The organism is Streptomyces sp. BV286, from assembly GCF_019090165.1.
Taxonomy (GTDB): Bacteria; Actinomycetota; Actinomycetes; order Streptomycetales; family Streptomycetaceae; genus Streptomyces.
In genome coordinates this window covers 47,310-73,935 of record NZ_JAHRIB010000191.1, presented here as the reverse complement: position 1 = coordinate 73,935, position 26,626 = coordinate 47,310, and the positions used below count along the sequence as shown (strand labels likewise).

At 71.3% G+C, this 26,626-nt stretch carries 25 protein-coding genes; 16 read left to right on the top strand and 9 right to left on the bottom strand.

Annotated elements, in window-relative coordinates; all coding sequences use genetic code 11:
* Window positions 1-43 precede the first annotated feature (43 nt).
* From KUF83_RS36600 to KUF83_RS36575, 6 genes are all read left to right on the top strand, one after another.
* A complete protein-coding gene (locus tag KUF83_RS36600) occupies window positions 44-1,015 on the top strand; it encodes an ABC transporter substrate-binding protein (RefSeq protein WP_217459367.1) in 972 nt (323 codons plus the stop codon).
* Between the two features lie 325 nt (window positions 1,016-1,340).
* Complete coding sequence (locus KUF83_RS36595; protein WP_217459366.1) at window positions 1,341-2,444, top strand: LLM class flavin-dependent oxidoreductase; 1,104 nt, start codon at window positions 1,341-1,343, stop codon at window positions 2,442-2,444.
* 33 nt (window positions 2,445-2,477) lie between these two features.
* Complete coding sequence (locus tag KUF83_RS36590; RefSeq protein ID WP_217459365.1) at window positions 2,478-2,786, top strand: hypothetical protein; 309 nt, start codon at window positions 2,478-2,480, stop codon at window positions 2,784-2,786.
* Between the two features lie 4 nt (window positions 2,787-2,790).
* Entirely contained in the window at window positions 2,791-3,573 is a 783-nt protein-coding gene (locus KUF83_RS36585) for a DUF1684 domain-containing protein (RefSeq protein WP_217459364.1), read from the top strand.
* A gap of 236 nt (window positions 3,574-3,809) precedes the next feature.
* Window positions 3,810-4,715: a S1 family peptidase gene (locus KUF83_RS36580; RefSeq protein WP_217459363.1), complete on the top strand. Its 906-nt coding sequence runs from the start codon at window positions 3,810-3,812 to the stop codon at window positions 4,713-4,715.
* Window positions 4,716-4,840: 125 nt separating this feature from the next.
* On the top strand, window positions 4,841-5,539 hold the full coding sequence (locus tag KUF83_RS36575) for a hypothetical protein (protein WP_217459362.1): 699 nt from the start codon (window positions 4,841-4,843) through the stop codon (window positions 5,537-5,539).
* A 135-nt stretch (window positions 5,540-5,674) separates the two neighbouring features.
* Here the strand turns inward: KUF83_RS36575 and KUF83_RS36570 are convergent, their stop codons facing one another.
* A complete protein-coding gene (locus tag KUF83_RS36570) occupies window positions 5,675-6,556 on the bottom strand; it encodes an alpha/beta fold hydrolase (RefSeq protein ID WP_217459361.1) in 882 nt (293 codons plus the stop codon).
* 89 nt (window positions 6,557-6,645) lie between these two features.
* On the opposite strand from KUF83_RS36570, the gene KUF83_RS36565 reads away from it, so the two are divergent.
* Both KUF83_RS36565 and KUF83_RS36560 read left to right on the top strand, forming a co-directional pair.
* Entirely contained in the window at window positions 6,646-7,650 is a 1,005-nt protein-coding gene (locus KUF83_RS36565) for a slipin family protein (protein WP_217459360.1), read from the top strand.
* A gap of 285 nt (window positions 7,651-7,935) precedes the next feature.
* Window positions 7,936-9,018, top strand: coding sequence for a S1 family peptidase (locus KUF83_RS36560; RefSeq protein ID WP_254644888.1), 1,083 nt, complete (start codon window positions 7,936-7,938; stop codon window positions 9,016-9,018).
* A 116-nt stretch (window positions 9,019-9,134) separates the two neighbouring features.
* On the opposite strand, the gene KUF83_RS36555 is transcribed toward KUF83_RS36560, so the two are convergent.
* Window positions 9,135-10,187 carry a DUF3533 domain-containing protein gene (locus KUF83_RS36555; protein ID WP_217459358.1) on the bottom strand — a complete coding sequence of 351 codons (1,053 nt, stop codon included), beginning with the start codon at window positions 10,185-10,187 and terminating at the stop codon, window positions 9,135-9,137.
* A gap of 156 nt (window positions 10,188-10,343) precedes the next feature.
* On the opposite strand from KUF83_RS36555, the gene KUF83_RS36550 reads away from it, so the two are divergent.
* The 4 genes from KUF83_RS36550 to KUF83_RS36535 all read left to right on the top strand — a co-directional run bounded on the left by KUF83_RS36550 (window position 10,344) and on the right by KUF83_RS36535 (window position 17,470).
* On the top strand, window positions 10,344-13,853 hold the full coding sequence (locus tag KUF83_RS36550; protein ID WP_217459421.1) for a DNA polymerase III subunit alpha: 3,510 nt from the start codon (window positions 10,344-10,346) through the stop codon (window positions 13,851-13,853).
* Window positions 13,850-14,044 carry a hypothetical protein gene (locus KUF83_RS36545; protein ID WP_217459425.1) on the top strand — a complete coding sequence of 65 codons (195 nt, stop codon included), beginning with the start codon at window positions 13,850-13,852 and terminating at the stop codon, window positions 14,042-14,044. The genes KUF83_RS36550 and KUF83_RS36545 overlap by 4 nt, the downstream gene beginning before the upstream one ends.
* Window positions 14,041-15,000, top strand: coding sequence for a hypothetical protein (locus tag KUF83_RS36540; protein WP_217459357.1), 960 nt, complete (start codon window positions 14,041-14,043; stop codon window positions 14,998-15,000). Before KUF83_RS36545 ends, KUF83_RS36540 begins: the two co-directional genes overlap by 4 nt.
* A gap of 319 nt (window positions 15,001-15,319) precedes the next feature.
* Complete coding sequence (locus tag KUF83_RS36535) at window positions 15,320-17,470, top strand: MMPL family transporter (RefSeq protein WP_217459356.1); 2,151 nt, start codon at window positions 15,320-15,322, stop codon at window positions 17,468-17,470.
* 207 nt (window positions 17,471-17,677) lie between these two features.
* On the opposite strand, the gene KUF83_RS36530 is transcribed toward KUF83_RS36535, so the two are convergent.
* The 3 genes from KUF83_RS36530 to KUF83_RS36520 all read right to left on the bottom strand — a co-directional run bounded on the left by KUF83_RS36530 (window position 17,678) and on the right by KUF83_RS36520 (window position 20,620).
* Window positions 17,678-19,129 (bottom strand): HAMP domain-containing sensor histidine kinase, encoded by a 1,452-nt coding sequence (locus tag KUF83_RS36530; protein WP_217459355.1) that lies wholly within the window; start codon window positions 19,127-19,129, stop codon window positions 17,678-17,680.
* On the bottom strand, window positions 19,126-19,818 hold the full coding sequence (locus KUF83_RS36525) for a response regulator transcription factor (protein WP_308403303.1): 693 nt from the start codon (window positions 19,816-19,818) through the stop codon (window positions 19,126-19,128). Before KUF83_RS36525 ends, KUF83_RS36530 begins: the two co-directional genes overlap by 4 nt.
* Before the next feature lie 427 nt (window positions 19,819-20,245).
* The gene (locus KUF83_RS36520; protein WP_217459420.1) at window positions 20,246-20,620 is read right to left on the bottom strand and encodes a cupin domain-containing protein; all 375 of its coding nucleotides are present in this window, start codon (window positions 20,618-20,620) and stop codon (window positions 20,246-20,248) included.
* A gap of 92 nt (window positions 20,621-20,712) precedes the next feature.
* Between KUF83_RS36520 and KUF83_RS36515 the strand changes: the two genes are divergently transcribed.
* Window positions 20,713-21,159 carry a MarR family winged helix-turn-helix transcriptional regulator gene (locus tag KUF83_RS36515; RefSeq protein ID WP_217459353.1) on the top strand — a complete coding sequence of 149 codons (447 nt, stop codon included), beginning with the start codon at window positions 20,713-20,715 and terminating at the stop codon, window positions 21,157-21,159.
* Between the two features lie 170 nt (window positions 21,160-21,329).
* Complete coding sequence (locus KUF83_RS36510) at window positions 21,330-22,205, top strand: triacylglycerol lipase (RefSeq protein WP_217459352.1); 876 nt, start codon at window positions 21,330-21,332, stop codon at window positions 22,203-22,205.
* A 127-nt stretch (window positions 22,206-22,332) separates the two neighbouring features.
* Here the strand turns inward: KUF83_RS36510 and KUF83_RS36505 are convergent, their stop codons facing one another.
* The gene (locus KUF83_RS36505; protein ID WP_217459351.1) at window positions 22,333-23,370 is read right to left on the bottom strand and encodes a lytic polysaccharide monooxygenase; all 1,038 of its coding nucleotides are present in this window, start codon (window positions 23,368-23,370) and stop codon (window positions 22,333-22,335) included.
* A 168-nt stretch (window positions 23,371-23,538) separates the two neighbouring features.
* Between KUF83_RS36505 and KUF83_RS36500 the strand changes: the two genes are divergently transcribed.
* On the top strand, window positions 23,539-24,012 hold the full coding sequence (locus KUF83_RS36500; RefSeq protein WP_217459350.1) for an N-acetyltransferase: 474 nt from the start codon (window positions 23,539-23,541) through the stop codon (window positions 24,010-24,012).
* 94 nt (window positions 24,013-24,106) lie between these two features.
* Here the strand turns inward: KUF83_RS36500 and KUF83_RS42705 are convergent, their stop codons facing one another.
* Window positions 24,107-24,241, bottom strand: coding sequence for a hypothetical protein (locus tag KUF83_RS42705; protein WP_269248334.1), 135 nt, complete (start codon window positions 24,239-24,241; stop codon window positions 24,107-24,109).
* 207 nt (window positions 24,242-24,448) lie between these two features.
* Between KUF83_RS42705 and KUF83_RS36495 the strand changes: the two genes are divergently transcribed.
* On the top strand, window positions 24,449-25,063 hold the full coding sequence (locus tag KUF83_RS36495) for a bifunctional 2-polyprenyl-6-hydroxyphenol methylase/3-demethylubiquinol 3-O-methyltransferase UbiG (protein WP_217459349.1): 615 nt from the start codon (window positions 24,449-24,451) through the stop codon (window positions 25,061-25,063).
* A 76-nt stretch (window positions 25,064-25,139) separates the two neighbouring features.
* Here the strand turns inward: KUF83_RS36495 and KUF83_RS36490 are convergent, their stop codons facing one another.
* Both KUF83_RS36490 and KUF83_RS36485 read right to left on the bottom strand, forming a co-directional pair.
* Window positions 25,140-25,658 carry a DUF402 domain-containing protein gene (locus KUF83_RS36490; protein ID WP_217459348.1) on the bottom strand — a complete coding sequence of 173 codons (519 nt, stop codon included), beginning with the start codon at window positions 25,656-25,658 and terminating at the stop codon, window positions 25,140-25,142.
* On the bottom strand, window positions 25,639-26,559 hold the full coding sequence (locus tag KUF83_RS36485) for a GNAT family N-acetyltransferase (RefSeq protein WP_217459347.1): 921 nt from the start codon (window positions 26,557-26,559) through the stop codon (window positions 25,639-25,641). Before KUF83_RS36485 ends, KUF83_RS36490 begins: the two co-directional genes overlap by 20 nt.
* Window positions 26,560-26,626 lie beyond the last annotated feature (67 nt).

The window sequence follows — 26,626 nt, the reverse complement described above, 5'->3', positions numbered from 1 at the left end:
CACCCCGTTTCCCGTTTCCCGTTCCCAGTGAAGGAGTCCTTCCGTGATATCCCGACGCACCCTCGCCGTCTCCGTCGCCGCACTCGTCGCCGCCCCCCTGCTCAGCGCCTGCGGCGGTGACAGCGACGCGGCGACCGGGACGGGCGCCTCCGGGACCGGGAAGGTCGGCGGCGTCAACATCGGCCCGGACCAGAACCGGATCCGCGGCAAGAAGGTCGACAAGATCGCCGCGCTCGTCCCGGCGGCCGTCCGCGAGCGCGGCACGCTGAAGCTCGGCCAGAGCGCCGACGCCTCACCGCCCCTCGGGTTCTACGCGACCGACGACAGGACGAGAATCGGTTCCGAGATCGATCTGGCGACGCTCGTCGCCGACACCCTCGGCCTGAAGCTCGACAACGACGAGGTCTCCTGGGAGAACCTCTTCGTCGGCCTGGACAGCGGCAAGTTCGACGCCGTCTTCTCGAACGTCACCGTCACGGAGGAGCGCAAGGAGAAGTACGACTTCGCGACCTACCGGCTCGACAACATCGCGTTCGAGGCGAAGAAGGGCAGCGGCTGGAAGGTCGACGGCCCCGAGGACGTCGCGGGCCGGACGATCGCCGTGGCCTCCGGCACCAACCAGGAGAAGATCCTCGTCGACTGGAGCAAGCAGAACGAGAAGGCGGGCCGCAAGGCCGTCACCATCAAGTACTTCCAGAAGGACACGGACTACTACCTGGCCCTCCAGTCGGGCCGTATCGACGCCTACCTGGGCCCCAGCCCGTCCGCCGCCTACCACGTGGCCAGTGCGAAGCAGTCGGAGATCATCGGCACGCTCTCGGGTGCCGGGGACGACCTCCAGGGCAAGATCGCCGCGACCACGAAGAAGGGCAGCGGGCTCGTCGACGCGTACGCGGCCGCCGTCAACCACGTGATCGAGGACGGCAGTTACGAGCGTGTGCTCAAGCGGTGGGGCCTGTCGAGCGAGGCCGTGGAGAAGTCGGAGATCAACCCGCCGGGCCTGCCCAGGATCTGACACCGGTCCGCGGCGCCCGCCCCGGGCGCCGCCGGCCCCGGGCAGCCAGGTCCCGCCTGCCGGTCCCGCAGGTCCCGCCGGATCCGGCCGGTCGTCTCCCGCGGGTCCCGTCCGGCCGGTGGCATCGTCCCCGGGCCCGCCTGGCCGGTGCCAGCGTCCCGGGCCCGGCCAGCCGGCGCCATCGTTCCCGGTCCCGCCCGGTTCCTGCACCCGTCCCCATCCCCGTACCCGAAGTACCCGCAGTACGCGAACCCGTCCTCGCCCTCGTGCTGCCGCGGCGCTCGTCGCGGTGGTGGCCGGGAGCCTCCAGAAAGGTTCTCCTCCCATGGCAGCACCGCACGGCCGGGGGCTTCTGCACCTGGCCGCAGCCGTCGATCAAGAGGCGGTCCACGATGTCTCGGACCACGGCGAGCTGGTGCGGCTCGCGGAACGCGGCGGGTTCGACTTCGTCACGCTGGGCGACACCTTCGCGCGGCCGGAGCCCGACGCGCTCGCCGTGCTGGCGCGGATCGCGTCCACCACGACACGAATCGGGCTGGTGCCCACCGTCACCGTCACGCACACCGAGCCGTTCCACCTCCGGGCCGCCGTGGCCACCCTCGACCGCGTGAGCCGCGGCCGGGCCGGCTGTCGGATCGACCTGTCGGACACCGAGGGCGGAGCCCGGAACGTCGGCCGTCGGCACGCGGCGTCAGCCGACGCGTCGGAGCACGAGCCGGAGCACGAGGCGTGGGACGAGGCGGGGCAGGTCGCCGACCTGGCCGACCGGCTGTGGGACAACCGGGCGGTCGATGCCGGGACACACGACGACGCGAGCGGCCGGCCCCTCGGCCGCGACGAGGCGCGGCCCGCCGGCTTTGAAGGCGACTCCTTCCCCGTGCGCGGCCTGCCGACCGTGGCGCGTCCCTCGCAGGGGCACCCGGTGACGGTCGTCGATGCCACCGACCGGCGTGCCCGGGCGGCCGCGGCACGATGCGCGGACGTGGCCCTCGTCCAGGGCACGAACCCGGCACAAGTCGGCGAGGTGCGCGCGGAGTTGCACGCCTCCGCGCTCGCACACGGGCGGGACCCGGACGAGTTGCGTGTCCTCGCCGCCCTCACCGTCGACCTCGGTGACGGCGAACGCGCGGCCGAGCCGGGCCACGGAGGGGGCGGCCCCCGGCAGACCGGACAGGGCCCGCTCTACCGCGGCGGCCCGGTCGACCTCGCCGAACTGATCGCCTCCTGGCACGAGACCGGTGCGGCCGACGGCTTCCACCTCACGCCCGCCGAGCCCCGCCGCGACCTGGAACGCCTGGTCAACGGCACGGTCGCGTTGCTCCAGCACCGCGGACTCTTCCGCACCTTCTACCCCGGCAGCACACTCCGCGAGCACCTGGGACTCACCCGGCCCGCCAAGCGGTACGCCGTGACCAGGGAAGCGCCATGACCCCTGTACGCGCCATGCCTCTTCGTCCTCGTCGTGGCCGAGAGGTGGCGGTCCCGGTCATGCGAGAAGGGCCCGTCGAGCCTGCGGACCGGGACCGAGGCGTCGGTCCGGGCGTCCTTCTTCGGCGCCCGCGAGGCGGTCGGCGCCCGGATCGAGAGGTTCGTACGGGCGGGCGCAGCCGGCCGTTTCGCTCTTGTGCCGTGTCCGACGCCCGGCGGCCCCGGCGAGTTCGTGGACCGGGTCGTGCCGCTGTTCCAGGAGCGCAGCGCGCTCCGGACGGAATACACCGGCACCGCGCCGCGCTCACACCCCGGGTCACCGGACCCCGCGTGGAAGGGTTGATTGCATGACAGCGGACGCGTTCGAGGACTGGAAGCAGTGGCACGAGCACCGCATCGCGACGGTGTCCGCGCCCTACGGTCCGCTCGCGCTCAGCGGCACGCACTGGCTCGAAGATCATCCGGAGGGGCGACTTCCGGACATGCCCGGCCGGTGGGCCGCGGACGGTGACGCGGTCGTTCTGACGGCCGAGGAGTCCGACGACATCCGCGTGGACGGCACGCCCTTCACCGGCGAGGTCCGGCTCGATGCCGACCCCGGTCCTGACGCCGCCCGGGTCGCGCACGGCGAGCGCCGGTTCGTCGTCCTCGCCCGCGAAAACGCCCTGGGCGTACGCGACTTCGACCCCGCCTCACCCGCACGCCGGGCGTTCCGTGGCATCGAGGCCACCGCGTACGAGGCGCGCTGGTCGGCGCCGGGGCGTTTCACCCCCTACCGGGAGAACCGGACCGTGCGCGTGGGGAACGCCGACGGGCGCGAGCGGGCACTCGGGCTCGGCGGCGAACTCGCCTTCACGCTGGGCGGCAGGGATCTCACGCTGCAGGTGACGGTCCAGGGCGACGGCTCGCTGTGGGCCGTCTTCGCCGACGCCACGAGCGGGCACGGCAGTTACCGCTTCCGGTTCCTGCGACCGGCGGCGCCGGACGCGCAGGGGCGCACGACGGTGGACTTCAATCGGGCCCTGCTTCCGCCGTGCGCATTCGCGGACCACTTCATCTGCCCATTCCCGCCGCCGGGGAATAGCCTGAGCGCGGAGATCGCAGCCGGGGAGCGCGATCTCCTCCGCTAATCCGCACGGAATCCACACATCGGCGCCGACGAGATCAACTCCCGTAGAAAATACGTAAGTTGAACATCGCACGGCCGAAAGGCGCCCTTGCGTCCTTCGAGCGTGCGGTCGAATATTCCCCCAGCGCCTTGTCAGGGGCACGGCGTATCCGGAATCCGGACACAATGCCCCTGGCGTGCGCCTCACGGGCCCCGACCCCACGCGGGCCCCCGACTTCCCTTTGGAGGGAACGAACAGTGAGGACCAAGCGCACCACCCCCCGCAGCGGCATAGCGAGACGGACCCGGCTGATCGCCGTCACCTCCGGACTCGTGGCCGCGGCCGCATTCACCATCCCTTCCGCGAACGCGAGCGACGCTTCCACGTTCAGTACGTCCCAGCTGAAGAGCGCCAACTCCTCGGTGCTCAAGGCCGATGTTCCGGGCACCGCCTGGGCGACCGACGCCAAGACCGGCAAGGTCGTGGTCACGGTCGACAGCACCGTCTCCAAGGCGGAGATCGCGAAGATCAAGCGGGCCGCGGGCACCAACGCCGGTGCCCTGCAGATCAAGCACACCCCGGGCAAGATCAACAAGCTGATCAAGGGCGGCGACGCCATCTACGCGACCAGCTGGCGCTGCTCCCTCGGCTTCAACGTCAAGAACAGCGCGGGAGCCGACTACTTCGTGACCGCCGGGCACTGCACCGACGGCGCGGGCTCCTGGTACTCCAACTCCGGGCGCACCACGGTCCTCGGACCGACCGCGGGCTCCAGCTTCCCGACGAACGACTACGGTCTCGTCCGGTACAGCAACACCGGCGTCACCAAGTCCGGCACCGCGGGCACCGTGGACATCACCCGCGCCGCCACTCCGGCCGTGGGCACCAACGTCATCCGCACCGGTTCCACCACCGGCACCCGCACAGGGCGCGTCACCGCCCTGAACGCGACCGTCAACTACGGTGGCGGCGACGTCGTCTACGGCATGATCCAGACCACGGTCTGCGCCGAGCCCGGCGACTCCGGCGGTCCGCTCTACGGCAGCAACGGCGTGGCCTACGGTCTGACCTCCGGCGGCAGCGGCAACTGCTCCTCCGGCGGCACCACGTTCTTCCAGCCGGTCACCGAGGCCCTGAGCGCCTACGGCGTCAACGTATTCTGATCGGTACGCGACCAAGCGACATCCGCGTGATCTGATCTGCAGCCGGCAGCAGACGAGCCCCCGCACACCGTTCGCGGTGCGGGGGCTCGTCCTTGGAACGAACCGAAGGACCGGGGGAACGACGAGTGGTTCTTGACCGGCAGCGCCGCGTACGCCGCAGCCCGCTGCTGTTCACGACACCGTTGGTGCTGCTCGTACTGCTGGCGCTGGTGCTCCTGTGGGAGATCGTGCGGGGCAACGTGACCGGGGAGCTGAGCAGGCAGTGGCCGTGGCGGCTGCGGCTGATGGACACGGACCCGCTGGGCAGTCTGCTGGCGGTCGCCCTCGCCGCGGTGCTCGGCCGGGCCCAGTTCGCGCGCACGGTACGGCCCGCGCTGGGCTGGAGCGCGTCCTGGGGGCCGGGCCCCTTCACCCCGGACGAGCCCGCCTGGAACGTGGGCATCCTGAACGGCGGGCAGCAGCACGCGGTGGTCGAGCGGGTCGACTACCAGCTCGTGCCGCGCGGCGGGACTCCCGGGCCCTGGACCGACCACGCGGGACTGCTGGCGGACCTCGCAGGGCGGCGTCTCGTGCACGGCACCCACTACCGGCAGATGCTCCTCGGCGCGGGCTTCCCGCTCGCGGGCGCCGCCGGGCACGACGTCGTCCCCGAGGGCATGTACACCCAGCGGTTCGTCGACGAGATCGACGTGCTGCTGATGCGGCTGCGGGTGACGGACGCCGTGGGGGACAGCCATGAGCGGGTGATGGACCTGCTGCGGGGAGCCCGGCTGGAGCGGCCGGGCGCGGGTGGCGGCCTCATCGTGCGGCGCCCCGGAGAGTGATCCGGGCAGTGCCCCGAAGCTCGGTGGGAAGCGGCGTCCGAAGCGGCGTCCGGAAGATCGTCCGAAGAGGGGGGCGGCGACCGGGGAGCGGCGGGCGGATGTCCGCCTGACGTGGGTCCGCCCCGGCCCTTTCGATCACCCGTCGGTCCGTGGTGTCGCGCACAGCCAGTCCAGTACGTCCGGGAGGGCCTCCAGCGCCGCGAAATGGCCGCCGTCCGGGTCCAGGACCGGGCGGGCGCGGGGGATCTGCCGGGCCAGCCACTCGAAGTGGCCCACCGGGGAGAAGGTGTCCAGGGCGCCGTGCCACAGCAGCACCGGCCGGGTGATGCGCGCCGGATCGAAGCCCCAGTGACTCAGCAGCGCGAGGTTGTCGTCGATCCAGCCGTAGGCCGAAGTGCGCAGCGACTCACGGTAGTTGCGCAGCAACATGTCGCTCACGGCCGGGGTGGCGATGATCCGCCGGTCGGAGTCGGTGAGGCCGTCACGGATCGACGCGAGGAGCTGGGCCGGGTCCGCCCGGACCGCCGCGGCCCGTGAGGCGAGCCGGTCCGCGAAGTCCACGGGGTCGGTCAGTGCCCGGGTGTACTCGTCGACGTTGGACGCCGCCATCCCCTCGAACCAGTTCAGCCCCTCGGTGGTGGGCGGTGCCAGACTCGCCATCGCGGCGACCCGTCGTACCCGGGTCGGCAGCAGCGCCGCGCAGGCCAGCGCGTGCGGAGCGCCGCCCGACCGGCCCAGCACCGCGAACCGGCCGAGCCCGAGCGCGTCGGCCAGCGCGGCCACGTCCCGCGCCGCCTGCGCCACCCGGCGTCCGGGGCCGCGGTCGGAGTCCCCGTAACCGGCGCGGTCGTACGCGATGAACCGCACCCCGGGACGCGCCGCGATCACCTCCTGCGGCACCACGCCGTGCCGGCAGCCCGGTGTGCCGTGCAGCAGCACCACCGGCGTACCGCCGGGATCTCCCCATTCCTCGAACGCCAGCCGCCGTCCGTCCCGCATCCGTATCCCGCTCGGCACCTCTGTCCTCCATCTCCCTTTCGCCTCCACGCCGGAGTTACCGTCGAAGTACACACCTTTTGCGCCCGATACGGACCCTGGGGGTCGTCATGGTCGAGGAGCTGGTGGCGGCGGGAGCGGCGCTCGCGTCCGTCGGAGCGGTGTACGCGATGGCCGCAGCCCGAGTCGTCAAACAGTACGAGCGGGGTGTGGTGCTCCGGCTCGGGAAGCTGCGGTCCGGGGTGCGCGGTCCGGGATTCACCATGATCGTGCCCTTCGTGGACCGGCTCCAGAAAGTCAACATGCAGATCGTGACGATGCCGGTGCCCGGACAGGACGGCATCACACGGGACAACGTCACGGTGCGCGTGGACGCTGTCATCTACTTCAAAGTGGTGTCCGCCGCCGACGCGGTCATCCAGGTCGAGGACTACCGGTTCGCGGTCTCGCAGATGGCGCAGACGTCCCTGCGTTCGATCATCGGCAAGAGCGAGCTGGACGACCTGCTCTCCAACCGCGAGAAGCTCAACCAGGGCCTGGAGCTGATGATCGACAGCCCGGCCGTGGAGTGGGGTGTCTCCATCGACCGTGTCGAGATCAAGGACGTGTCGCTGCCGGAGACGATGAAGCGGTCCATGGCACGCCAGGCGGAGGCCGACCGTGAGCGGCGGGCCCGGGTCATCAACGCGGACGCCGAACTGCAGGCCTCCAAGAAACTGGCGGAGGCCGCCGGGGTGATGTCGGAGCAGCCGGCCGCGCTCCAACTGCGGCTGCTGCAGACGGTGGTGGCGGTCGCGGCCGAGAAGAACTCCACGCTCGTCCTGCCCTTCCCGGTCGAACTGCTGCGGTTCCTGGAGCGGGCCCAGCAGCCCGTACAGCAGCCCGCGCAGCAGGCACCTCGCGCGGAGGACCCCTCGCTGCGGGCGGGGCGGACTGCGGCCGGTCCGGGGCAGCCGTCGGCCGGATCGCAGCCGCCGCCGGTCCAGCCGCAGGAGCTGTCGGCCCAGGCGCAACAACTGCTCGCCCAGTGGCAGCAATCGATGCAGGAGCAACTCCCTCCCGTCGAGGCACCGTTGGATCCGGACTTCGGAGGGTCGAAATCCGGACAGGACTAGACCTCACAGAATGCCGCTAGTTACTCGCTCGTAGTGTTTGCACTGGGAACCGACGAGGTGGGACAGCGGCTTGTCAACGCGCGTCAACCATGCGGGGGCGCGCGTCCGTCACGGTGCGCGCGTCCTGAAGTCGACCTTGTGTGCCCCCGTGCCGCCTCGGAATAGTGGTCGTCGTCCGTTGGCATGGACGCGGCTTTTTTCGTGAGTCGTGTCCCTGTCCGCACACCTTTCGGTCACGGCGGTCCCCACAACCACCGTGCCCGACCCCCCACAGGAGGACACAAGTTGAAGCACCGACGCATACCCAAGCGGCGGGTCGCCGTGGCAGGTGCGGGCATCGCCGCACTGGTCGCCGCGGGAGTCACCTTGCAGAGTGCGAACGCGAGTGAGAACGCGCCCGCTCCCGAGCTCAAGATCCTCTCGGTCACGGCGGCCGGAAAGCTCGCCTCGACGCTCGGCAAGGACCTCGGCGCGGACGCGGCGGGAACGTATTACGACGCGAAGGCCAAGAGCCTTGTCGTGAACGTGCTCGACAAGACCGCGGCCGAAACGGTCGAGGCGGCGGGCGCCAAGGCCAGAATCGTCGAGAACTCCCTCGCCGAACTCAAGGGCGCCCGTACGACGCTGAAGCAGGACGCGACCATCCCCGGTACCTCGTGGGCGGTCGACCCGGCGACCAACAAGGTCGTCGTGACCGCGGACCGTACGGTCAAGGGCGCCAAGATGGCGCAGCTGACCGAGGTCGTCGACGGGCTCGGCGCCAAGGCAGAACTCAGGACCACGAAGGGGGAGTTCAGGACCTTCGTCGCCGGTGGTGACGCCATCACCGGTGGCAGCGGCCGCTGCTCGCTCGGCTTCAACGTGGTCAAGGGCGGCGAGCCGTTCTTCCTCACCGCCGGGCACTGCACCGAGGGGATCACCAACTGGTCCGACTCCTCCGGCACCGAGATCGGTGAGAACGCGGACTCCAGCTTCCCCGGCGACGACTACGGCCTGGTGAAGTACACCGCGGACGTGGACCACCCGAGCGAGGTGAACCTCTACAACGGTTCCGCGCAGGCGATCTCGGGCGCGGCCGAGGCCACCGTGGGTATGAAGGTCACCCGCAGCGGGTCCACGACCCAGGTCCACGACGGGTCGGTCACCGGCCTGGACGCCACCGTGAACTACGGCAACGGCGACATCGTGAACGGGCTCATCCAGACCGACGTCTGCGCGGAGCCCGGTGACAGCGGTGGTTCGCTGTTCTCCGGGAGCAGCGCGATCGGACTCACGTCCGGTGGCAGCGGCGACTGCACCTCCGGCGGGGAGACCTTCTTCCAGCCGGTGACCGAGGCGCTGTCCGCCACGGGTACCGAGATCGGCTGACCGTTTCGCCCCGTACGCGCGAGCCCCGCTTCCACCGGTCCGGTGGGGGCGGGGCTCGCGCGTACGGGGGTGGGTCCGGGCGGGCGGGGCGCCTGTCTCGCCGTCGCCGCGTGCCTTCAGGGGCGTTCCTGCGGGGACGCGTTCGCCGGATCGGCCCCGCGCAGAGAGCCCGCGACGAGTGTGATCGCGCTTCCCAGCACCGCCCATGCCGAGAGCACCAGCATCGAGGCGGTCAGGTCGTTGCCCTTGAAGTAGGCGATCGAGCGGGCGGCCCAGGTGCCCGCGCCCGGCGGCAGGGCGGGGCCGATGGCCTTCCAGAACGGCGGCAGCATCGGCGGCGGGAGGGCACCGCCCGCGCTCGGATTGCCCAGGATCACCACCAGCAGGACGGCCACTCCGATGCCGATGATCCCGAAGACGCACTGGAGCGCGAGCGTGGCGGCTCCCACGGCGAAGGTGATGAGTGCGCCGAGCCCCCACAGGGCCGCCACGCTGCCCGGCAGCGCTCCGAGGACCGGCCCGACGATGACCGCTCCGCCGAGTCCGCCGACGATCGCGACCAGGGCCATGGCGGCGAGCCGGATCACCGCGCGCCGGGGACCGGCCGGCCGGGCGCCCGCGCTGACCGCCAGTGCCGACGCGCACAGATAGCCGCCCACGCACCAGCCGACGACCAGGTAGAAGGGCGTGAGCCCGTTGGCGTCCTGCGCGTCGGCCGGGACCACGTCGACGGTCCGTACCGTGCGGCCCTCGCTCTTCTCCAGCTCGGTGGTGAGCGCGATCAGCGCACTGGCCAGGACCTTGCCGCCGCCGGAGGCGACCAGCAGGGTGTCGGTGGTGCCGGACGGGTCGATCAGCAGGGCGCCGTCGATGTCGCGGTTCGCGATCTGCTCGCGTGCCGTCGCCTCGTCGGCGAGCGTGCGGGGGTCCAGGGGTTTGCCGGGCAGCCGTTCGAGCCGGGCCACCGCCTGCTCGGCGGCGGTGCCCGGCGCGACCACCGCGAACGCCACGTCCTTCGGCTTCGGATGGTGCAGTGCTCCCACGTAGGAGGCGATGAAGAGCAGCTGCAGGGCGAGCACGCCGATGACGAGCAGCGTGGCCCGCGGGGTGACCGCGTCCTTCACCTCGTCGAGGAAGGACCGGTGCGGGGCCTGTGCTGTCCGTGTCATGCCCCCACGGTCCGAGCTGGGCGGTGTTTGCGCAGGTGGGACGGGGCCGAACGGATGTCGCACAGGCGTTCGAAAATTGGTCTATGGTGGAGGTGGGGAACTTGGGAACTGATGTTCGAGGGCTGGCGTGGGAGCCCCGGGATGGTGGAGGTGCGCGTGCTGGGCTTCACGCATCTGCACACCGCTTCCGGGTTCTCGCTGCGGTACGGCGCCTCGCATCCGGAGCGTCTCGCCGAGCAGGCCTCCGAGCGGGGCATGGACGCGCTGGCGCTCACCGACCGGGACACCCTCGCGGGTGCGGTCCGCTTCGCCAAGGCCTGCGCCGCGCAGGGTGTCCGTCCGCTGTTCGGGGTCGACCTGGCGGTCGGGGAGCCCGTACGGGGGGAGCGGCGCCGGACTCCCGTACGGGGCGGCGCCTTCATCGATGAGTCGACACCTCGGGTGACCTTCCTTGCCCGGGACGGCGCGAGGGCCTGGGCCGACCTGTGCAGAATCGTTACTGCGGCGCATGGGGGAGAGGGACAGCCGCTGCTGCCCTGGGCCGGCAACCACGCCGAGGGCCTGACCGTGCTGCTCGGCCCCGCCTCCGACGTGGGCCGGGCGCTCGCCGCCGGACGCCCCGACCGGGCCGCGAAACTGCTCGCGCCCTGGCGGGAGGTGTACGGCGGCGCCCTGCGCCTCGAAGCGGTCTGGCACGGACGCGGGGGCACCGGGCCGGGATCCCTGCGGCTGGCCGCCCGTACCGTCGGCTTCGCCGCCGAACAAGGAGTGCGGCCGGTGCTCGGCAACGCCGTCCGGTACGCCGACGCGGGCATGGGCCCGGTCGCCGACGTGCTGGACGCCGCCCGTCGGCTGGTCCCCGTGGACCCCCGCAAGGAACTGGACAGCGGCGAGGCCTGGCTCAAGGACGCGGGTGCCATGCTGGCCGCCGCCGAACGCGTCGTCGAGGCCGCGGGCTACCGCCGCGACACCGCGTACCGTCTGCTCGAACAGACCCAGGCCACCGCCGCCGAGTGCCTGGTCGACCCGGAGGACGACCTGGGGATCGGCGCCGTGCACTTCCCCGAACCGCGTCTCGTCGGGGCCGGCCGCCGCACCGCGCAGCGCGTCCTCGCCTCACGGGCGGCGGCGGGGATGGTGCTGCGCGGCTACGACCGTTCTCCCGGAGCGCGTGACCACTGGGAGCGGATGCACCACGAGCTGGACATCATCGCCCACCACGGTTTCGCCTCCTACTTCCTGACGGTCGCTCAAGTCGTCGACGACGTGAGGGAGATGGGCATCCGGGTCGCCGCGCGGGGCTCCGGCGCGGGCTCGCTCGTCAACCACCTCCTCGGCATCGCGCACGCCGATCCCGTCGAGCACGGGCTGCTGATGGAACGCTTCCTGTCCAAGCGCCGCCAGGTCCTGCCCGACATCGACATCGACGTGGAGTCCGCGCGCCGCATCGAGGTCTACCGCGCGATCATCGGCCGGTTCGGCACCGAGCGGGTCGCGACCGTGGCGATGCCCGAGACGTACCGCGTACGGCATGCCGTACGCGACGTCGGCGCCGCGCTCTCCATGAACCCGGCCGACATCGACCGGATCGCCAAGTCCTTCCCGCACATCCGGGCCCGCGACGCCCGCGCCGCGCTGGAGGAACTGCCCGAACTCCGCTCCCTGGCAGGCGAGTTCCCGAAGGAAGGCGCGAAGTACGGACGGTTCTGGGAGCTGGTGGAGGCGCTGGACGCCCTGCCGCGCGGAGTCGCCATGCACCCGTGCGGAGTTCTCCTCTCCGACGCCTCGCTCCTTGCCCGTACGCCGGTCGTGCCGACCAGTGGCGAAGGGCTTCCCATGTCCCAGTTCGACAAGGAGGACGTCGAGGATCTCGGGCTGCTCAAGCTCGATGTGCTGGGGGTGCGGATGCAGTCCGCGATGGCCCACGCGGTGGCCGAGGTGGAGCGCGCCACGGGGGACCGGGTCGACCTGGACGCCGTGGAGGAGGGCGACCCGGCGACGTACCGGCTCATCCGGTCCACCGAGACGCTGGGCTGCTTCCAGATCGAGTCACCGGGGCAGCGGGACCTGGTCGGCAGGCTCCAGCCCGAGACCTTCCACGACCTCGTCGTCGACATCTCCCTCTTCCGCCCCGGCCCGGTCGCGGCCGACATGGTGCGGCCGTTCATCGAGGCGCGGCACGGCCGGGCGCCGGTCCGTCACCCGCATCCGGATCTGGAGAAACCGCTGAAGAGCACGTACGGGGTCGTGGTCTTCCACGAGCAGATCATCGACATCGTCGCCATCATGACCGGCTGCGGCCGCGGTGAGGCGGACCGGGTGCGGCGCGGGCTGTCCGACCCCGAGTCGCAGGGGCGGATCCGCTTCTGGTTCGCGCAGCACGCGGCCGCGCGGGGGTACGACGCGGAGACGGTCGCCCGCACCTGGGAGATCGTCGAGGCCTTCGGGTCGTACGGCTTCTGCAAGGCGCACGCGGTCGCCTTCGCCGTGCCGACCTACCAGTCGGCCTGGCTGAAGGCGCATCACCCGGCGGCCTTCTACGCGGGGCTGCTCACCCACGATCCCGGGATGTACCCGAAGCGGCTGCTGCTCGCGGACGCGCGGCGGCGGGGGGTGCCGATCCTGCCGTTGGACGTGAACAGGTCGGCGGTCGCACACCGTATCGAACTGGTGTCTGAATCAGAAGGTTTCGGGGACCGTGAAAAGACCTCCGGGGAGCCCGGGGAGCCCGGGGAGCCCGGGAAGACCTGGGGTGTCCGGCTCGCGCTCTCCGATGTGCACGGCATCAGCGAGGCCGAGGCGGCACGGATCGCGGAAGGGCAGCCGTACGCCTCGCTGCTCGACTTCTGGGAACGGGCCCGGCCGAGCCGTCCACTGGCCGGACGGCTCGCACAGGTGGGCGCGTTGGACGTCTTCGGCGCCAACCGCCGTGACCTGCAACTGCACCTGACGGAGCTGCACCGGGGCGCACGCGCCGGCCGCGGGGCCCAACTACCGCTGGGCGGCGGGCAGGAGACCGCGTCCGCCGGACTGCCGGACCTGTCGTCGGCGGAGCGGCTCAGCGCCGAACTGGGTGTGCTCTCCATGGACGCCTCACGCAATCTGATGGACGACCACCGGACGTTCCTGGACGAGCTGGGCGTCGTCACGGCACGCCGGCTGCGGGCCGCCCGGCACGGCGAGACGGTGCTGGTCGCGGGTGCCAGGGCGGCCACCCAGACGCCGCCCGTCCGCTCCGGCAAGCGGGTCATCTTCACCACCCTGGACGACGGCACGGGCCTGGTCGACCTCGCCTTCTTCGACGACTCCCACGAGGCGTGCGCGCACACCGTCTTCCACTCCTGGCTCCTGCTCGTGCGCGGGGTGGTGCAGCGGCGCGGCCCGCGCAGCCTCAGCGTGGTCGGGGCGGCCGCCTGGAACCTCGCCGACCTGGTGGAACTGCGCCGCGAGGAAGGGCTGGACGGCGTGGCGCTGAGACTGGCCGGGCCGCAGGGGGAACCCGGGGACGGGGACGGCTCCCGGGGCGCCGGAGATCCGACGGGCGGCCGTCGAATCCAGATGTCCACGGGATACGAAATGCATCCGTGGGCGGATCTGCGCCCGGCGGGCGAAGGGCCCGCGATCGGAAAGAAGTTGTGGCACCAGAGTCCGGGGAGTGCGGGATGACCATCCTCCGCGTACGTTCCCAGCTGCCTCCGGCGCGCGAGGCCGCGCTGCCTCGACTCCTCGGCACGCTGGAGGAGATCACGCCCGTCGTCGAGGCGCTGCCGCCCGACGGGGCGTTGGCGGATCCGCGGGGCGCCGAACGGTACTTCAGGCAAGGGCTCGTAGAGGCTGTGTTCGGGAGGGTGTGGTGAGGGAGGCGGTCTTCCTCCACGTGAGGCTTCGTCAGGGTGAAGGGCTCGCGGAGCTCATGGAGACGATCGAGCGGTTCACCCCGCTCGCCCAGTCGTTGGCGCCGTCGGCGGCTGTTGCCCAGGTGGGCGGCGCCCTGCGGCTGTTCGGCGTCGGCCCGGTCGGTCTGGCGCAGCGGCTGCGGCTTCAGGCGGCTGCTCTGTACGGCCTGGGCACGGTCGTGGGGATCGGTCCGTCCTGGAGCGTCGCGGCCATGGCGTCCTCGCGTACGGGATCGGGCGGCGTCCTTCACGTGCCGGCGTCCGACACCGCGGATTTCCTCGGGCCGCTTCCCATCGGCGAGTTGTACGGGATCCGGCGGGCGCAGGCCACGGCGCTCCGTTCCCTGGGGGTCCTGACGATCGGGCAGTTGGCCGTGCTGCCCGGTGCCACGGTGCTGCGGATCCTGGGACGGCCGGGCCGCGCGCTGCAGGAGCGCGCGCGGGGAGTGGACCATCGGACGGTCGTGCCGGGCCGTGCGGCGGAGACGGTCAGCGTCCGGGCCGACTTCGCCGTGGATGTCCTGGACGGCTTCAAGGTCCGCTCTGCGGCTCTGCGGCTGGCCGCGGAGCTCGGGGCCCGGCTGCGGGCGGGTGAGCGGGCGGCGCGTTCGGTCACGGTGGTGGTGCGGATGGCTGACCGGACGGAGGTGTCGAAGGCCCGTACGCTGGCTGCTCCTTCGGCGCACACGGACGATCTTCGCCGTGCCGTGTACGGCGTCCTGGACGGCTTCGGCCTGCAACGCGCCCGGATACGGCGCCTCACGCTGGTCGCGGAGGCCGTGGACGGAGGGCTCGCCCACACGCAGTTGACACTGGACGGCGCCCGCGAGGCGTGGCTGCGGGTTGAGCCGGTCATCGACCGGCTCAACGACCGTTACGGACCCGGGACGGTGGGCCCTGCTGCAGCTCTCGCATGAGGCGACTCCCTCCGCTGTCCGGTGTTTCGCGCGGTGCACGGTGGTCCGGCGGAGGTACCGCCGATGCCGCCCAGCTCGCTGAGGCCGCCGAGGCCGGGAACAGCCGAGCTGCCGCTGCCGCCCTGCCCACCGGATTCGGGCGACTCGTCCACGTTGCACGCGTCGTCGCTGGTGCTCGCGCCACCGCCGACACCGACGCGACCGCCACCACATGGTTCGGCCAACCGGTCTGAGCACCGTATTAACAGTCGTCTCAGGTTCGCTCGCTAGGAATTCGGCATCCAGACAAGCGATGCAACCCGTATGTAGGAGGCTAGTGATGGCAGTCAACGCAGCGCCGTCCGGGGAAGCGCCGGCCGGTCGGTTGGCAGGCCGGTGGGTGCCATGGTTGGTGATTGGTCTGTGGCTGGTGCTGGCGGCGGCCATGGTGCCGCTGAGCGGAAAGTTGAGCTCGGTCACCACCGACAGCGCCGTGGACACCCTGCCGGCCAGTGCCGAGTCCACCAAGGTGGCGGTGCTGGACGACAGTCTCCCCGGCGGTGACGACAACGCGTTCGTCTTCGTGTACCACCGCGCCGGCGGCATGACCGACGCCGACCGGACGACGGTCGAGCGCCACTACGACACCCTTGCCAAGCGGTACCCGCCGAAGGCGACGGCGGCGGTCGGCGAGGACGACGAGGGCTCACCGACGAGCCCTTCCACCAACGGCAGGGCGATGATGTTCACGCTCGAGGTGAGCACGGCCCACGGCGCACCGGAGGACCTCGTCGGCCCGTTGCGTGACGCCGCGAAGGACCGCCCCTCCGGCCTGGAACTCGACGTGACCGGCCCGGGCGCGATCGACGGCGACATGGATGCCGTCTTCGACGGCATCGACGTACAGGTCCTCCTCACCACCATCGTCGTCGTCACGCTCCTGCTCATCCTCACCTACCGCAGCCCGGTGTTGTGGATCATCCCCCTGGTGGCCGTCGGCGCGGCCGCACTGACCTCGATGGGGACCGTCTACCTGCTCGTCAAGGGCTTCGGCATCGTGGTCAACGACCAGAACTCGGCGCTGCTGACGATCCTGGTGTTCGGTGTCGGCACGGACTACGCGCTGTTGCTCATCGCTCGATATCGGGAGGCACTGCACCACCATGAGAACGTCCGGGTCGCGATGGTCCACGCGCTGCGCGGCGCGGCGCCGGCCATCGTCGCGTCCGCGGCCACCGTGGTCGCCGGCCTGCTCTGCCTGCTCGTCGCGGACCTGAACAGCACCAGCGGGCTGGGCCCGATCGGCGCGGCCGGCATCCTGTGTGCGCTGGTGGCCATGCTCACGCTGTTCCCGGCGGTCCTCGTGGTGCTCGGCAGGCGGATCTTCTGGCCGGCCATCCCGCGGTTCAGCACGGCCGTGGAGGAGAAGCCGGGGCTGTGGGGACGGCTCGGCACCGCCATCAGCCGCCGCCGGTGGGTGGCGACGCTCGGCTCGCTCGGAGTCCTCGGCGTGCTCGCCCTCGGGCTGGCGGGCAACACCGGCGCCCTGCGGGAGCAGGACCAGTTCCTGTCCGCGCCGGAGTCCGTCACCGGCTTCACCGTTCTCCGCCAGCACTTCCCGGAGCTCGGCGGCCAGCCGATGACGGTCTTCACGCGGCCGGCGCACCAGGAGCGGGTGCTCGACATCGTCAAGGACACGCGCGGTGTGGCCCTGGCCGTCCCGGAGCAGACCAGCCGTGGCTGGGCCAACATCTCCGTGTTCCCGAAGGACGCGCCGGACACCGCCGCGGAGTACGACACGATTCTGCGGGTGCGCACCGCCGTGCACGCGGTGAGCGGGGCGGAGGCGATCGTCGGCGGGCCGAGTGCGGAGAACCTGGACACCGAGGTGACCACCAAGCGCGACGAGAAGCTGGTGATCCCGCTGGTGCTCATCGTGGTGCTGATCGTCCTCGGGCTGCTGCTGCGCGCGATCCTGGCCCCGCTGGTCCTGATGGCCACCGTGATCGTCTCGTTCGCCGCGGCCTACGGCGGCAGCGTGTTCGTCTTCGACACGATCCTCGGGTTCAAGGGCATCGACTATTCGGTGCCGCTGCTGGCATTCCTGTTCCTGGTGGCGCTCGGCGTCGACTACAACATCTTCCTGGCCAGCCGGGCCCGGGAGGAGACCGTGCGTCTCGGCACCAGAGAGGGCATGCTCAAGGCCCTCTCGGCCACCGGTGGCGTCATCACCTCGGCAGGCCTGGTCCTGGCGGCCACCTTCGCGGTCCTCGCCACACTTCCGCTGGTGATGCTGATCGAGGTCGGGTTCCTGGTCGCCTTCGGCGTGCTGCTCGACGCCCTGCTGGTGCGGTCGGTCCTGGTGCCCGCCCTCACCTTGCTGATCGACCGGCGGATGTGGTGGCCGAGCCGGCTGTCCCATCCAGCGGTGGAGCTGCCGGACGGTCAACAGCCGTTCGCCAACGACGAGGAGCCCGCCCTGCAACGGTGAGCGCGGCGGCACGGAAGAGATCCGGGACGGGGCCCCAGGCCCGTCCCGGTTTTTTCACGGGCCCGACGGCCGTCGTCTTTTGGTCCTGCGCGGTGCGGCCGAAGCTGGGGTCGGCGCACCGCGGTGTCCTCCCCCGCGGTGAGTCGCGCGGGGCCATGCCCGAGGGCCGCCGTCCTTTGCTCCTGTGCCGCGCCGCCGGGGCCGGGGTCAGCGCACCGCGGTGTCCTCCCCGGCGGTGAGCCGCGCGATCGAGGCGGGCGGGGCCGCGGCCGGAAGGTCGACCCGAAGCAGCGCGCCACCGCGTGCGGAGCGGGCGACGGTGGCCCGGCCGCTGTGGGCGTCGACGACCCGCTGCACGATCGACAGCCCCAGACCGGATCCCGGCAACGCCCGGGCGCTGTCGGCACGGTAGAACCGGTCGAACACCCGCGGTACGTCGGCGGCATCGATGCCCGGCCCGCCGTCGTCGACCTCGAGCACCGCCGACGCGCCCTCGGCACGGAGCCGGACCTGGACCGGCTGGTCCGCGGGGGACCACTTGCCGGCGTTGTCGATGAGGTTGAGCACCGCCCGCTGGAGCGCAGCGGGACGCCCGCTCACCCATATCGAGGTCACGTCGAGCGCGACCTCGATGTCGGGCATGCGGGAACGCGCCCGGATCGCGGCGGCCTCCACCACGTCGGCGAGGTCGAGCAGCTCGGTGCTCTCGTCGCTGACGTCACCGCGCGCCAGGTCGGTCAGCTCGGCGGCAAGGGTGCTCAACTCGGCCACCTGGGCGCCGAGATCGTTGAGCAGCCGGGTCCGGCTCTCCGCCGGCAGCGCGCTGTCCAGGGTGCCGCGCCGATCGAGCCGGATCAGCAGCTCGACGTTGAGGCGCACGCTGGTGAGCGGGGTCTTGAGCTCGTGGGCGGCGTCCTCGGCGAGCAGCCGCTGGGCCCGCCGGGAGTCCCGGAGCGCGGCCAGCATGTCGTTGATCGACTGGATCAGCCGCCGGATCTCACCACCGCCCTCGTCCGGGATGTCGGCGTCGAGATCCCGGGTGTGCGCGACACGTACCGCGGCGGCGGTCAGCCGGTCGATCGGTGCCAGTCCGGTCCGCGCCACGGTCCGCCCGACAAGGGCGCCCCCGACCACGCAGAACAGCCCGATCAGCAGCATGCCGAACCCGAACCTGTTGATCGGGCTGTCGTCGGCGAGCTGGGCCACCTGGACCGCGCCGTCGCCCGCCCGCAGCGTGTGGATGACGTAGCCGTCCTCGTCGCTGTCGTTCGACTCCATCAGGTCGGCCGACGCGCCCTGCGCCACGCGCCCGGCGTCCTCGCTGACCGGGGGCAGGGCGGGTTGGCCGGCCGGCGTCCGGACCGAGCCGTCGGGCAGGATGACCCGCACCAGCCGACCGGATCCGGGATACGGCGGTAGCTGGACCTGCGCCAGACCGGCGCGCTCCGCGTTCGTCGCCAGGACACGGGAGTCGGCGCGCAGCTGACTCTCGGCGGTCTTCTGCAGCTCCCAGCCCATCAGCTCGCTGGCCACCTGGAAGGCCACGAACACGCTGACCACGATGGCAGTCGCCGCGATCACCGTCAGCCTGGTCCGCAGGGATCGCCGGCGCCACCATCGGGTCAGCCGGCGCGGTTCCCGGCCTGCGCGTCTGCTCACGGAGGAGTCTCCCGCAACGTGTATCCCAGGCCGCGCAGCGTGTAGATCAATCGCGGCTCCCCCTCGGCCTCCATCTTGCGGCGCAGGTAACTCACGTACACCTGGAGGTTGTTGGCGGTGGAGCTCATGCCGAAGCCCCAGATCGCCTCGAACAGCGCGTCACGGGTCACGACCCGGGTCGCGTTGCCCATGAGGACCTGCAGGAGGGAGAACTCGGTCCGGGTCAGGTGCAGCGACCGCCCGCCCCGCCACGCCTCGAACCTGTCGGGATCGAGCCGGACGTCGGCGAACGACAGGATCTGCGACTCCTCGTCGGTCGGCGTGTGCCGGCGCAGCAGGGCCCGCACCCGGGCCAGTAGCTCCTCGGTGGCGAACGGCTTGGGCAGGTAGTCGTCGGCGCCCGCGTCCAGCCCCGCGACCCGGTCGGAGACCTGGTCGCGGGCGGTCAGCATCAGCACCGGCAGATCCCGACCCGCGGCCCGCAACCGCCGGCAGGTCTCCAATCCGCCGAGACGGGGCATCATCACGTCGAGGAGCAGCAGATCCAGCGTGTCACCGCCGGCCCCACCGACCCCGTCGAGCACGGCGAAACCGTTGGCGACGGTGCTGGTGTCGTAACCCTCGACCTGGAGCACCCGCTCCAGCGACTCACGGATGGACACGTCATCATCCGCGATCATGATCCGCACGCCGGCCCGCCCCCCTCCAGTCGATGTTTTTCCGCTCATTGTCTCCGAACAACCTGAGGCCGGCATTAGAGCGTCGCCGCTGTGGTGCCCGCGGACCGTGCTCCCGCGGATGCCTGAGATCGTGTTCCACGTGGTGAGTCGGACGAGGCGCTTGTCGCAGCAGAGGGCGGCGGCAAGTCCGAGAAATGCCAGGTGGTTGCGGGCCGGCGCTCGTAGCGGGGACTGAGTCCGCGGCACGCGGGAGCTGGCGCAGCTGTGGTCGACGACGAGAACGCGTTGCTCAAACCGATCAGCGGTGTGCCGGAGTTGAGCGGCGGTGCCTGTCGGACTGCGAACAGGAAGATCGCCCGCTCGGCCGGTGCTACGGGGTGCGCCGGCGGCGTGACCGTTCCGCTCCCCGGACCCCTGTGGTGCGCCCCGCTTCAGGTCAGTTGGCCCACGGCGGGGTGATGACGGTGCCGTCGGCCAGTTCCGCCTGGAGGCCGATCGACGTGGTGACCCAGGAGACCGCTGTCTCCTGCGTCGGGTTCTCCACGGTGAGGGTCGCGCCGGGGTTGACGATCACGGTGTCGCCCGCGGAGATCCGCTCGGTGCGGCCGTCGAGCGTCATCAGCAGTTCCCCGGAGAGGAGATGGAAGATCTCCTCCCGGTTGACGGTGTGCGCGGGCGCCTTGGTGCCGGCGGGGATCTCGCCCCGCCAGGCGCACAGTTCCTTGCTCCCGCTGAGGGGAGTGGCGTACGAGACGAAACGGGCTCCGTGGATCTCGTGGACCACGGCTTCGGACGAGCGGACGACGGGCACGGCTGCCTCCCGGCAATTGGTCAAGTTGCTTGTCTATATGTATCGATGGTCAAGCAACTTGACCGATCCGTCAAGGGTGTTTCAATGCATGCGTGCAGAACTCCGAGGCCATGGCCCTGTCCGCCGCCCTGCTCGCCACCGCCGGTGAGCTCACGCAGCGCATCCATGACGGCGTCGTCGCCCGTGGATTCGAGGGGCTGCGGCCCGCGCACGGGTTCGCCTTCGCCCGGATCGCGTCCGGCGGAGCGACGGCCACCGAACTGGCCGCCCACCTGGGCGTGACCAAGCAGGCAGCGAGTCAACTTGTCGACGAGGTGGTCCGCAAGGGGTACGCGGAGCGGCGACCGCACCCCGACGACGCACGGGCCCGGCTCGTCGTACTGACCGAGCGGGGCCGGGAGTGCACGCGGGCGGCGGAGGAGGCGGCCGCCGAGGCGGTACGGCCCTGGGTCGAACTGCTTGGCGAGGGTGAAGTCCGGGCGTTGCGTGACCTTTTGCTGCGCATTGCGCCCTACGGTCCCATCAGGCCCGCCTGGTGACGGTTCAACGGCACGTGTCAGCACTCCCGGTTATCACTGGAAGTTTTTACTGACGCGTAACTTCACACTTTTACTACTCACTCGTAACTTGAAAAAAGAACAGCATCCTCGTGATCCGGATCACAGGGCGTACGCCTCGTCACTCCCTTGAGCCGCAAGGAGATCACCCGATGCTGCCCTGGAAGCACCTGCTCAGACCCCTGGCCGCACTGCTGCTGACCGCCGCGGTCGCGATCGTCCCCGCCACAGCCGCCACAGCCGCCACCGACCGGGCCGAAGCCGCGACCAGCAGGGGCTGGAACGACTACTCCTGCACACCGTCCGCCGCCCACCCGCGCCCCGTCGTCCTCGTCCACGGCACCTTCGCCAACTCCGTGGACAACTGGCTGGGCCTCGCCCCCTACCTGGTGAACCGCGACTACTGCGTCTACGCCCTCGACTACGGGCAACTGCCGGGCGTGCCGTTCTTCCACGGTCTCGGCCCCATCGACAAGTCGGCGGAGCAGCTGAAGACCTTCGTCGACAAGGTGCTCGCCGCGACCGGAGCCGCCGAGGCGGACCTCGTCGGCCACTCGCAGGGCGGCATGATGCCCCGCCACTACCTGAAGTTCCTCGGCGGAGCCGCCAAGGTGAACGCCCTCGTCGGCATCGCCCCCGACAACCACGGCACCACCCTGAACGGACTGACCAACCTGCTTCCGTACTTCCCCGGCGCGGGCGACCTGCTCTCCAAGGCCACTCCGGCCCTCGCCGACCAGGTGGCCGGCTCCGCCTTCCTGACCAGGCTCAACGCCGGCGGCGACACCGTGCCGGGCGTCCGCTACACGGTCATCGCCACCAAGTACGACGAGGTCGTCACGCCGTACCGTTCGCAGTTCCTCGACGGTCCGGACGTACGCAACGTCCTGATCCAGAACCTGTGCGCGCTCGACCTCTCCGAGCACGCGGCACTCGGGCTCATCGACCGGATCGCCTTCCACGAGGTGGCGAACGCCCTGGATCCGGCGCACGCCACCCCGACGACCTGTCTGTCGGCGATCGGCTAGGGGTCCCCTGGCCCCGCGAGGGGAGCCGGGAGCCGGGAGACGCGCGGCGGACGTCGGCAGGGCCCACGGCTCCCGGGCGACGAAATCCCGTACGGCGCTCTCTGTGAAAGAGGTGCCGGGAAGGTGGCTAGCGGCCGCGCACGGCACGGCGACGGACCGAGGTGAACAACGCCGCGGCGCCGATCGCCAGGGCGGCCGCCCCGCCGACCGCGATGTACGTGGTCGAGGCGGAACCGCCGGTCTCGGCGAGGTTCTCCGAACCTCCGGCGGGTCCGGCACCGTTCGCGGAGCCGTCCGCCGCTTCACCGGCCCCTGCCGTCTCCTCGGCGCCGGCGCCGGCGCCCGTGCCGGAGTCCGAGTCCGATGTGGTGCCCGCGGCCGCCGTGGCCGTGGCCTGCGTCTTCGGGTCGTCGTCGCCGTGACCGCCGTGCTCCACGGACGACTCGTCGGTGCCGTCCGCGATCTCCTCGTCGGACGGCGCCGACGCGGTCGGGGCGGCAGAGGCCTCCGCACCCGCGCCGCCCTCGGAGAAGACGACGTCCGAGCAGGTGTAGAAGGCCTCGGGGGAGTCCGAGCGCTGCCAGACCGAGTAGACGAGATGACGGCCCGACCTGACCGGGACGACGGCGTCGAAGACGTAGTCGCCGTTCTCCATCCGCGGGTCGGTGACCTTGGCGAACGGCTTCGACTCCAGGTCCGACCACTTCAGCGGCTTCGTCGGGTCGTAGCCGTCCTTGGTGACGTACAGCTCGAACGAGCCCTTGTGCGGGGCGGTCCCCTTGTACCGGAAGGTGCGGTTGCCCGAGGTCAGCCGACTGGCCGGCCAGTCGGCGCGGGCCAGGTCGAGGCCCTTGTACTTGTCGTTGCCGGCGCTGCACAGCTTCCCGTCGGGGATGATCTCCTTCGACTTTCCGGCCGCGTTCGCGATGTTGACCCCGTTCCAGTCGTAGAGGGCCTGCGTGCCACTGGCCGCGACCGCCGCCTTGCAGGCGGCGGACTTCGGGCTCTCCGGGCCCTCCGCGTAGCAGGCCGCGACCCGGCTCACCGGGTCCGTCATCGAGCCGTGCGCGACGGCCGGGGCGGCGGCGAGGGCGGTCAGGGCGAGCGGGGCGACGCCGACCGCGACGACGGTGGCGAAGCGGGCGGCCTGATGGCGAGCGGGCATGGGGGAACTCCTCGAAACGGATCTGGGGGGTGCCTGTGATGCCTGGGGGCGATCAGCAAGCTAGCCCCTCGAAACCGGGAAATCCCCTGCTGGGAGCGGGTGGTGGCGATCCTTATGGTGCCGTTAAGGGAGTGCTGAGCCTGCGCTCAGGTAGGTACCGTTCCGGCCATGACAGACAGCTCGGAAGACCTGGAGATCCGCCCCGCCGTCGCCGCCGACGCGGCGGCGGTGAAAGCCGTGACCGATGCGGCGTATCACCACTACATCGAGCGCATCGGAGTCGTCCCGCAGCCCATGCGGGCGGACCACGCGGCCGACATCGGCCAGGGGCGGGTGTTCGTCACGGGGCGGCCCGTGACCGGGCTCGTGGTGATCCGCGTGATCCGCGCGCCCGAAGCCCATCTGTTCCTCGACAGCGTCGCCGTCCACCCGGACGCCCACGGACGGGGCGTGGGGCGGCGGCTCCTGACCTTCGTGGAGACGCGTGCGCGGGCGCTGGACCTGCCCGAGGTCCGGCTCCACACGAACGCGATGATGTGGGAGAACCAGCGGATCTACCAGAAGTACGGGTACGAACTCGTGGAACGCCGGACGGAAGGCCCCTACGACCGGCTGCACTACCGCAAGCGGCTCGCACCCTGACGACCACCGGAACGGTCGCCACCGCTGCCCGGCGCCGTTCAGGCCTGCCCGGCGCTGCGCGACGGCCGGCACCGACGGCTGCGCACCGGCTTGCTCAGCCGTCCGGCCACCAGGTGCGGTGGATGTCCTTCCGGACCTCCGGGCGCTCGGCGGGGCGCTGCTCTGCCTCCTCCCGCACACGACGGGACTCGGACTTCTTCAGGGGCTTCTGCACGGTGACGCGGCGCATGGGGGCCTCCTTGCGACTACCGGGTTCCGCGTTTTCACGGAGGTAGACCATTTCCGGGAGAGTGACTCATCGGTGGCCGCTTGTCAGTGGCGACTGTCACGTTTCACCTGTGAGTCCGCATGCCGGACATCCTGTCGGTCGGGGAGGGACACGGGGCCCGAACCGGCCGTCGGACCCGTTGTCAGTGGCGGGTGTCACTGTGGGCACATGACGAGTGACAGCACAGGTGCGCAGAGGCCCGGAGTCGACTGGGACGCCGAGTCCGCCGGTTTCGACGACGAGCCGGACCACGGACTGCGCGATCCCGTCGTGCGTGAGGCATGGGCGGCCAGGCTGCGCGGCTGGCTGCCGCGCGGCCCGGCCGACGTGCTCGATCTGGGGTGCGGCACCGGCAGCCTGTCACTCCTTGCGTCCGAGGCGCGGCACCGGGTCACGGGGGTCGACCTCTCGCCGCGCATGGTCGAGCGGGCGCGCGCCAAACTGGCCGGGCGGGACGCCGCGTTCCTGGTCGGTGACGCGGCCGCCCCGCCCGTCGGGGAGCAGCGGTTCGACGTCGTCCTCGTCCGGCACGTGCTGTGGACGCTGTCCGATCCCGGCCGTGTCCTGCGGCACTGGCGCGGGTTGCTGCGCCCCGGTGGACGACTCGTTCTCATAGAGGGCCTCTGGGGGACGGTGAGCCCGGTCGGCATGTCCGCCGACACCCTGGCCGCCCTGCTGGCGCCCCTCGCGGCGGACGTGCGGGTGGAGCGGCTGTCGGACGACCCCCTGCTGTGGGGCAGGGAGGTCGAGGACGAGCGCTACGCACTGATCGCCGTGCCGTGAGAAGCGGCGCCAACGGGGGCGGGCGGGAGGGCGGAAGGAGAGGGCGGAAGGGGAGAAGCAGGGGCGCGCCCCGCGGTCAGGCCAGCAGCGACTCGAAACCGCCTTCACGGGCCACGAGTTCGAGCTCGTCCAGGGCGGACCGGGCGGCGGAAGCGGCCCGCGGGTCGGTGGTCTCCAGACCGCTCGCCGCGAACTCGTCCTCGTCCAGGCGCAGTACGGTCCTGCCGTCGGCGGAGCGCCACAGGTCCAGGTCGAGGTCCTCGCAGACCACTTCACCCTCGGAGACGGTGGCCGGGCGGGTGATGTCGCAGTACCAGCCCTTCACCGCGCCCTCGGCGTTGCGGACCTCCTTCACCGCGTACCAGCGGTCGCGCCAGTAGTGCTCGGTGAAGACGTCGCCCGGCTCGAAGCGTACGAAGCCGAAGTCGCGGACGCCTTCGCCCGCCCAGGCGGCGCGGACGACGACGTGTGTCCCGTCGTCGTGGAGCAGGACGGCCGGGTAGCGGATCTTCGTGCGGCCCGCCTTGACCAGGACGACGTCCAGGACCTCTGTGACACCGGACCGGCCTGACGGATCAGCCGAGTTGACGGACATGGTGCACCTCCGTGGCGCAGATCTCGTAACCGAACCACTTGTTGATCGCCAGCATCGGCTCGTTGCCCGAGTCGTTGCCCGTGAACGCCTCCGTGAAGCCGACGGCGCGGGCGCGGTGCAGCGAGTCGTTCTTGGCCAGCTTGGCGAGGCCCCGTCCGCGGTGGGCGCGGGCCGTGCCCGTCATCACGGTGCCGTAGCGGGTGCCGCCGTCGGTGCGAGCGGCACTGAACGCGGCAGGGCGGCCGTCGACGACCGCGACGGAGGTCAGTTCATGGCTGAGGAGGGGGTGGTGCCAGGTCTCCTTGAGCCATGCCTCGTAGTCGGTGAACTCGTGGGCGATGTCGCTCGGTTCGTCCAGGAGCGTCTGCGCGTCCAGCTCGAAGAGGGGACGCGGGTCGTCGGCGAAGTCCGCGGCCGTGCGCAGTTCGACATCCGCGGGTGTGGGCCGACGCGGTGGCAGGGAGCCGTTCGCCAGGTCGAGACGGAGGAAGTGCGCGGAGCGGCTCGCGCGGTAGCCGCGCCGCTCCGCGAAATCACGGTTCGCGGGCTCGTCGAGGACCCAGGCGAAGAGCTTCGTCGCGGACACCTCGGCGAGACGCTCCTCGGCGGTCCGCACGAGCAGGGAGCCCGCGCCACGGCCCCGGCGCTCCGGATGCACGTACACGTTCAGATAGCCCTGGCCCGGCTGCGGACTGTCGTACGCGATGCCCGTCTGGGCCGTGCCGATGACCTCGCCGTCCTCCTCGGCGACCAGCGGCCGGACATGGGCGTCGGGATGGGCGTGCGTGACGTCGTAGGCGACGGACTGCGGGGTGGAGAGCATGAAGGGAAGCGCCAGCCGCCGGACGCGGGAGAAGCTCTCGGCGTCCCGGGGGCGGAAGTCGCGGACGATCACAGTCATGGAATCGCACGCTACGCGCGGGGTGCTGCGGGACGCCTCTCATTTTCGGGCCGGTGCGGGACAATCA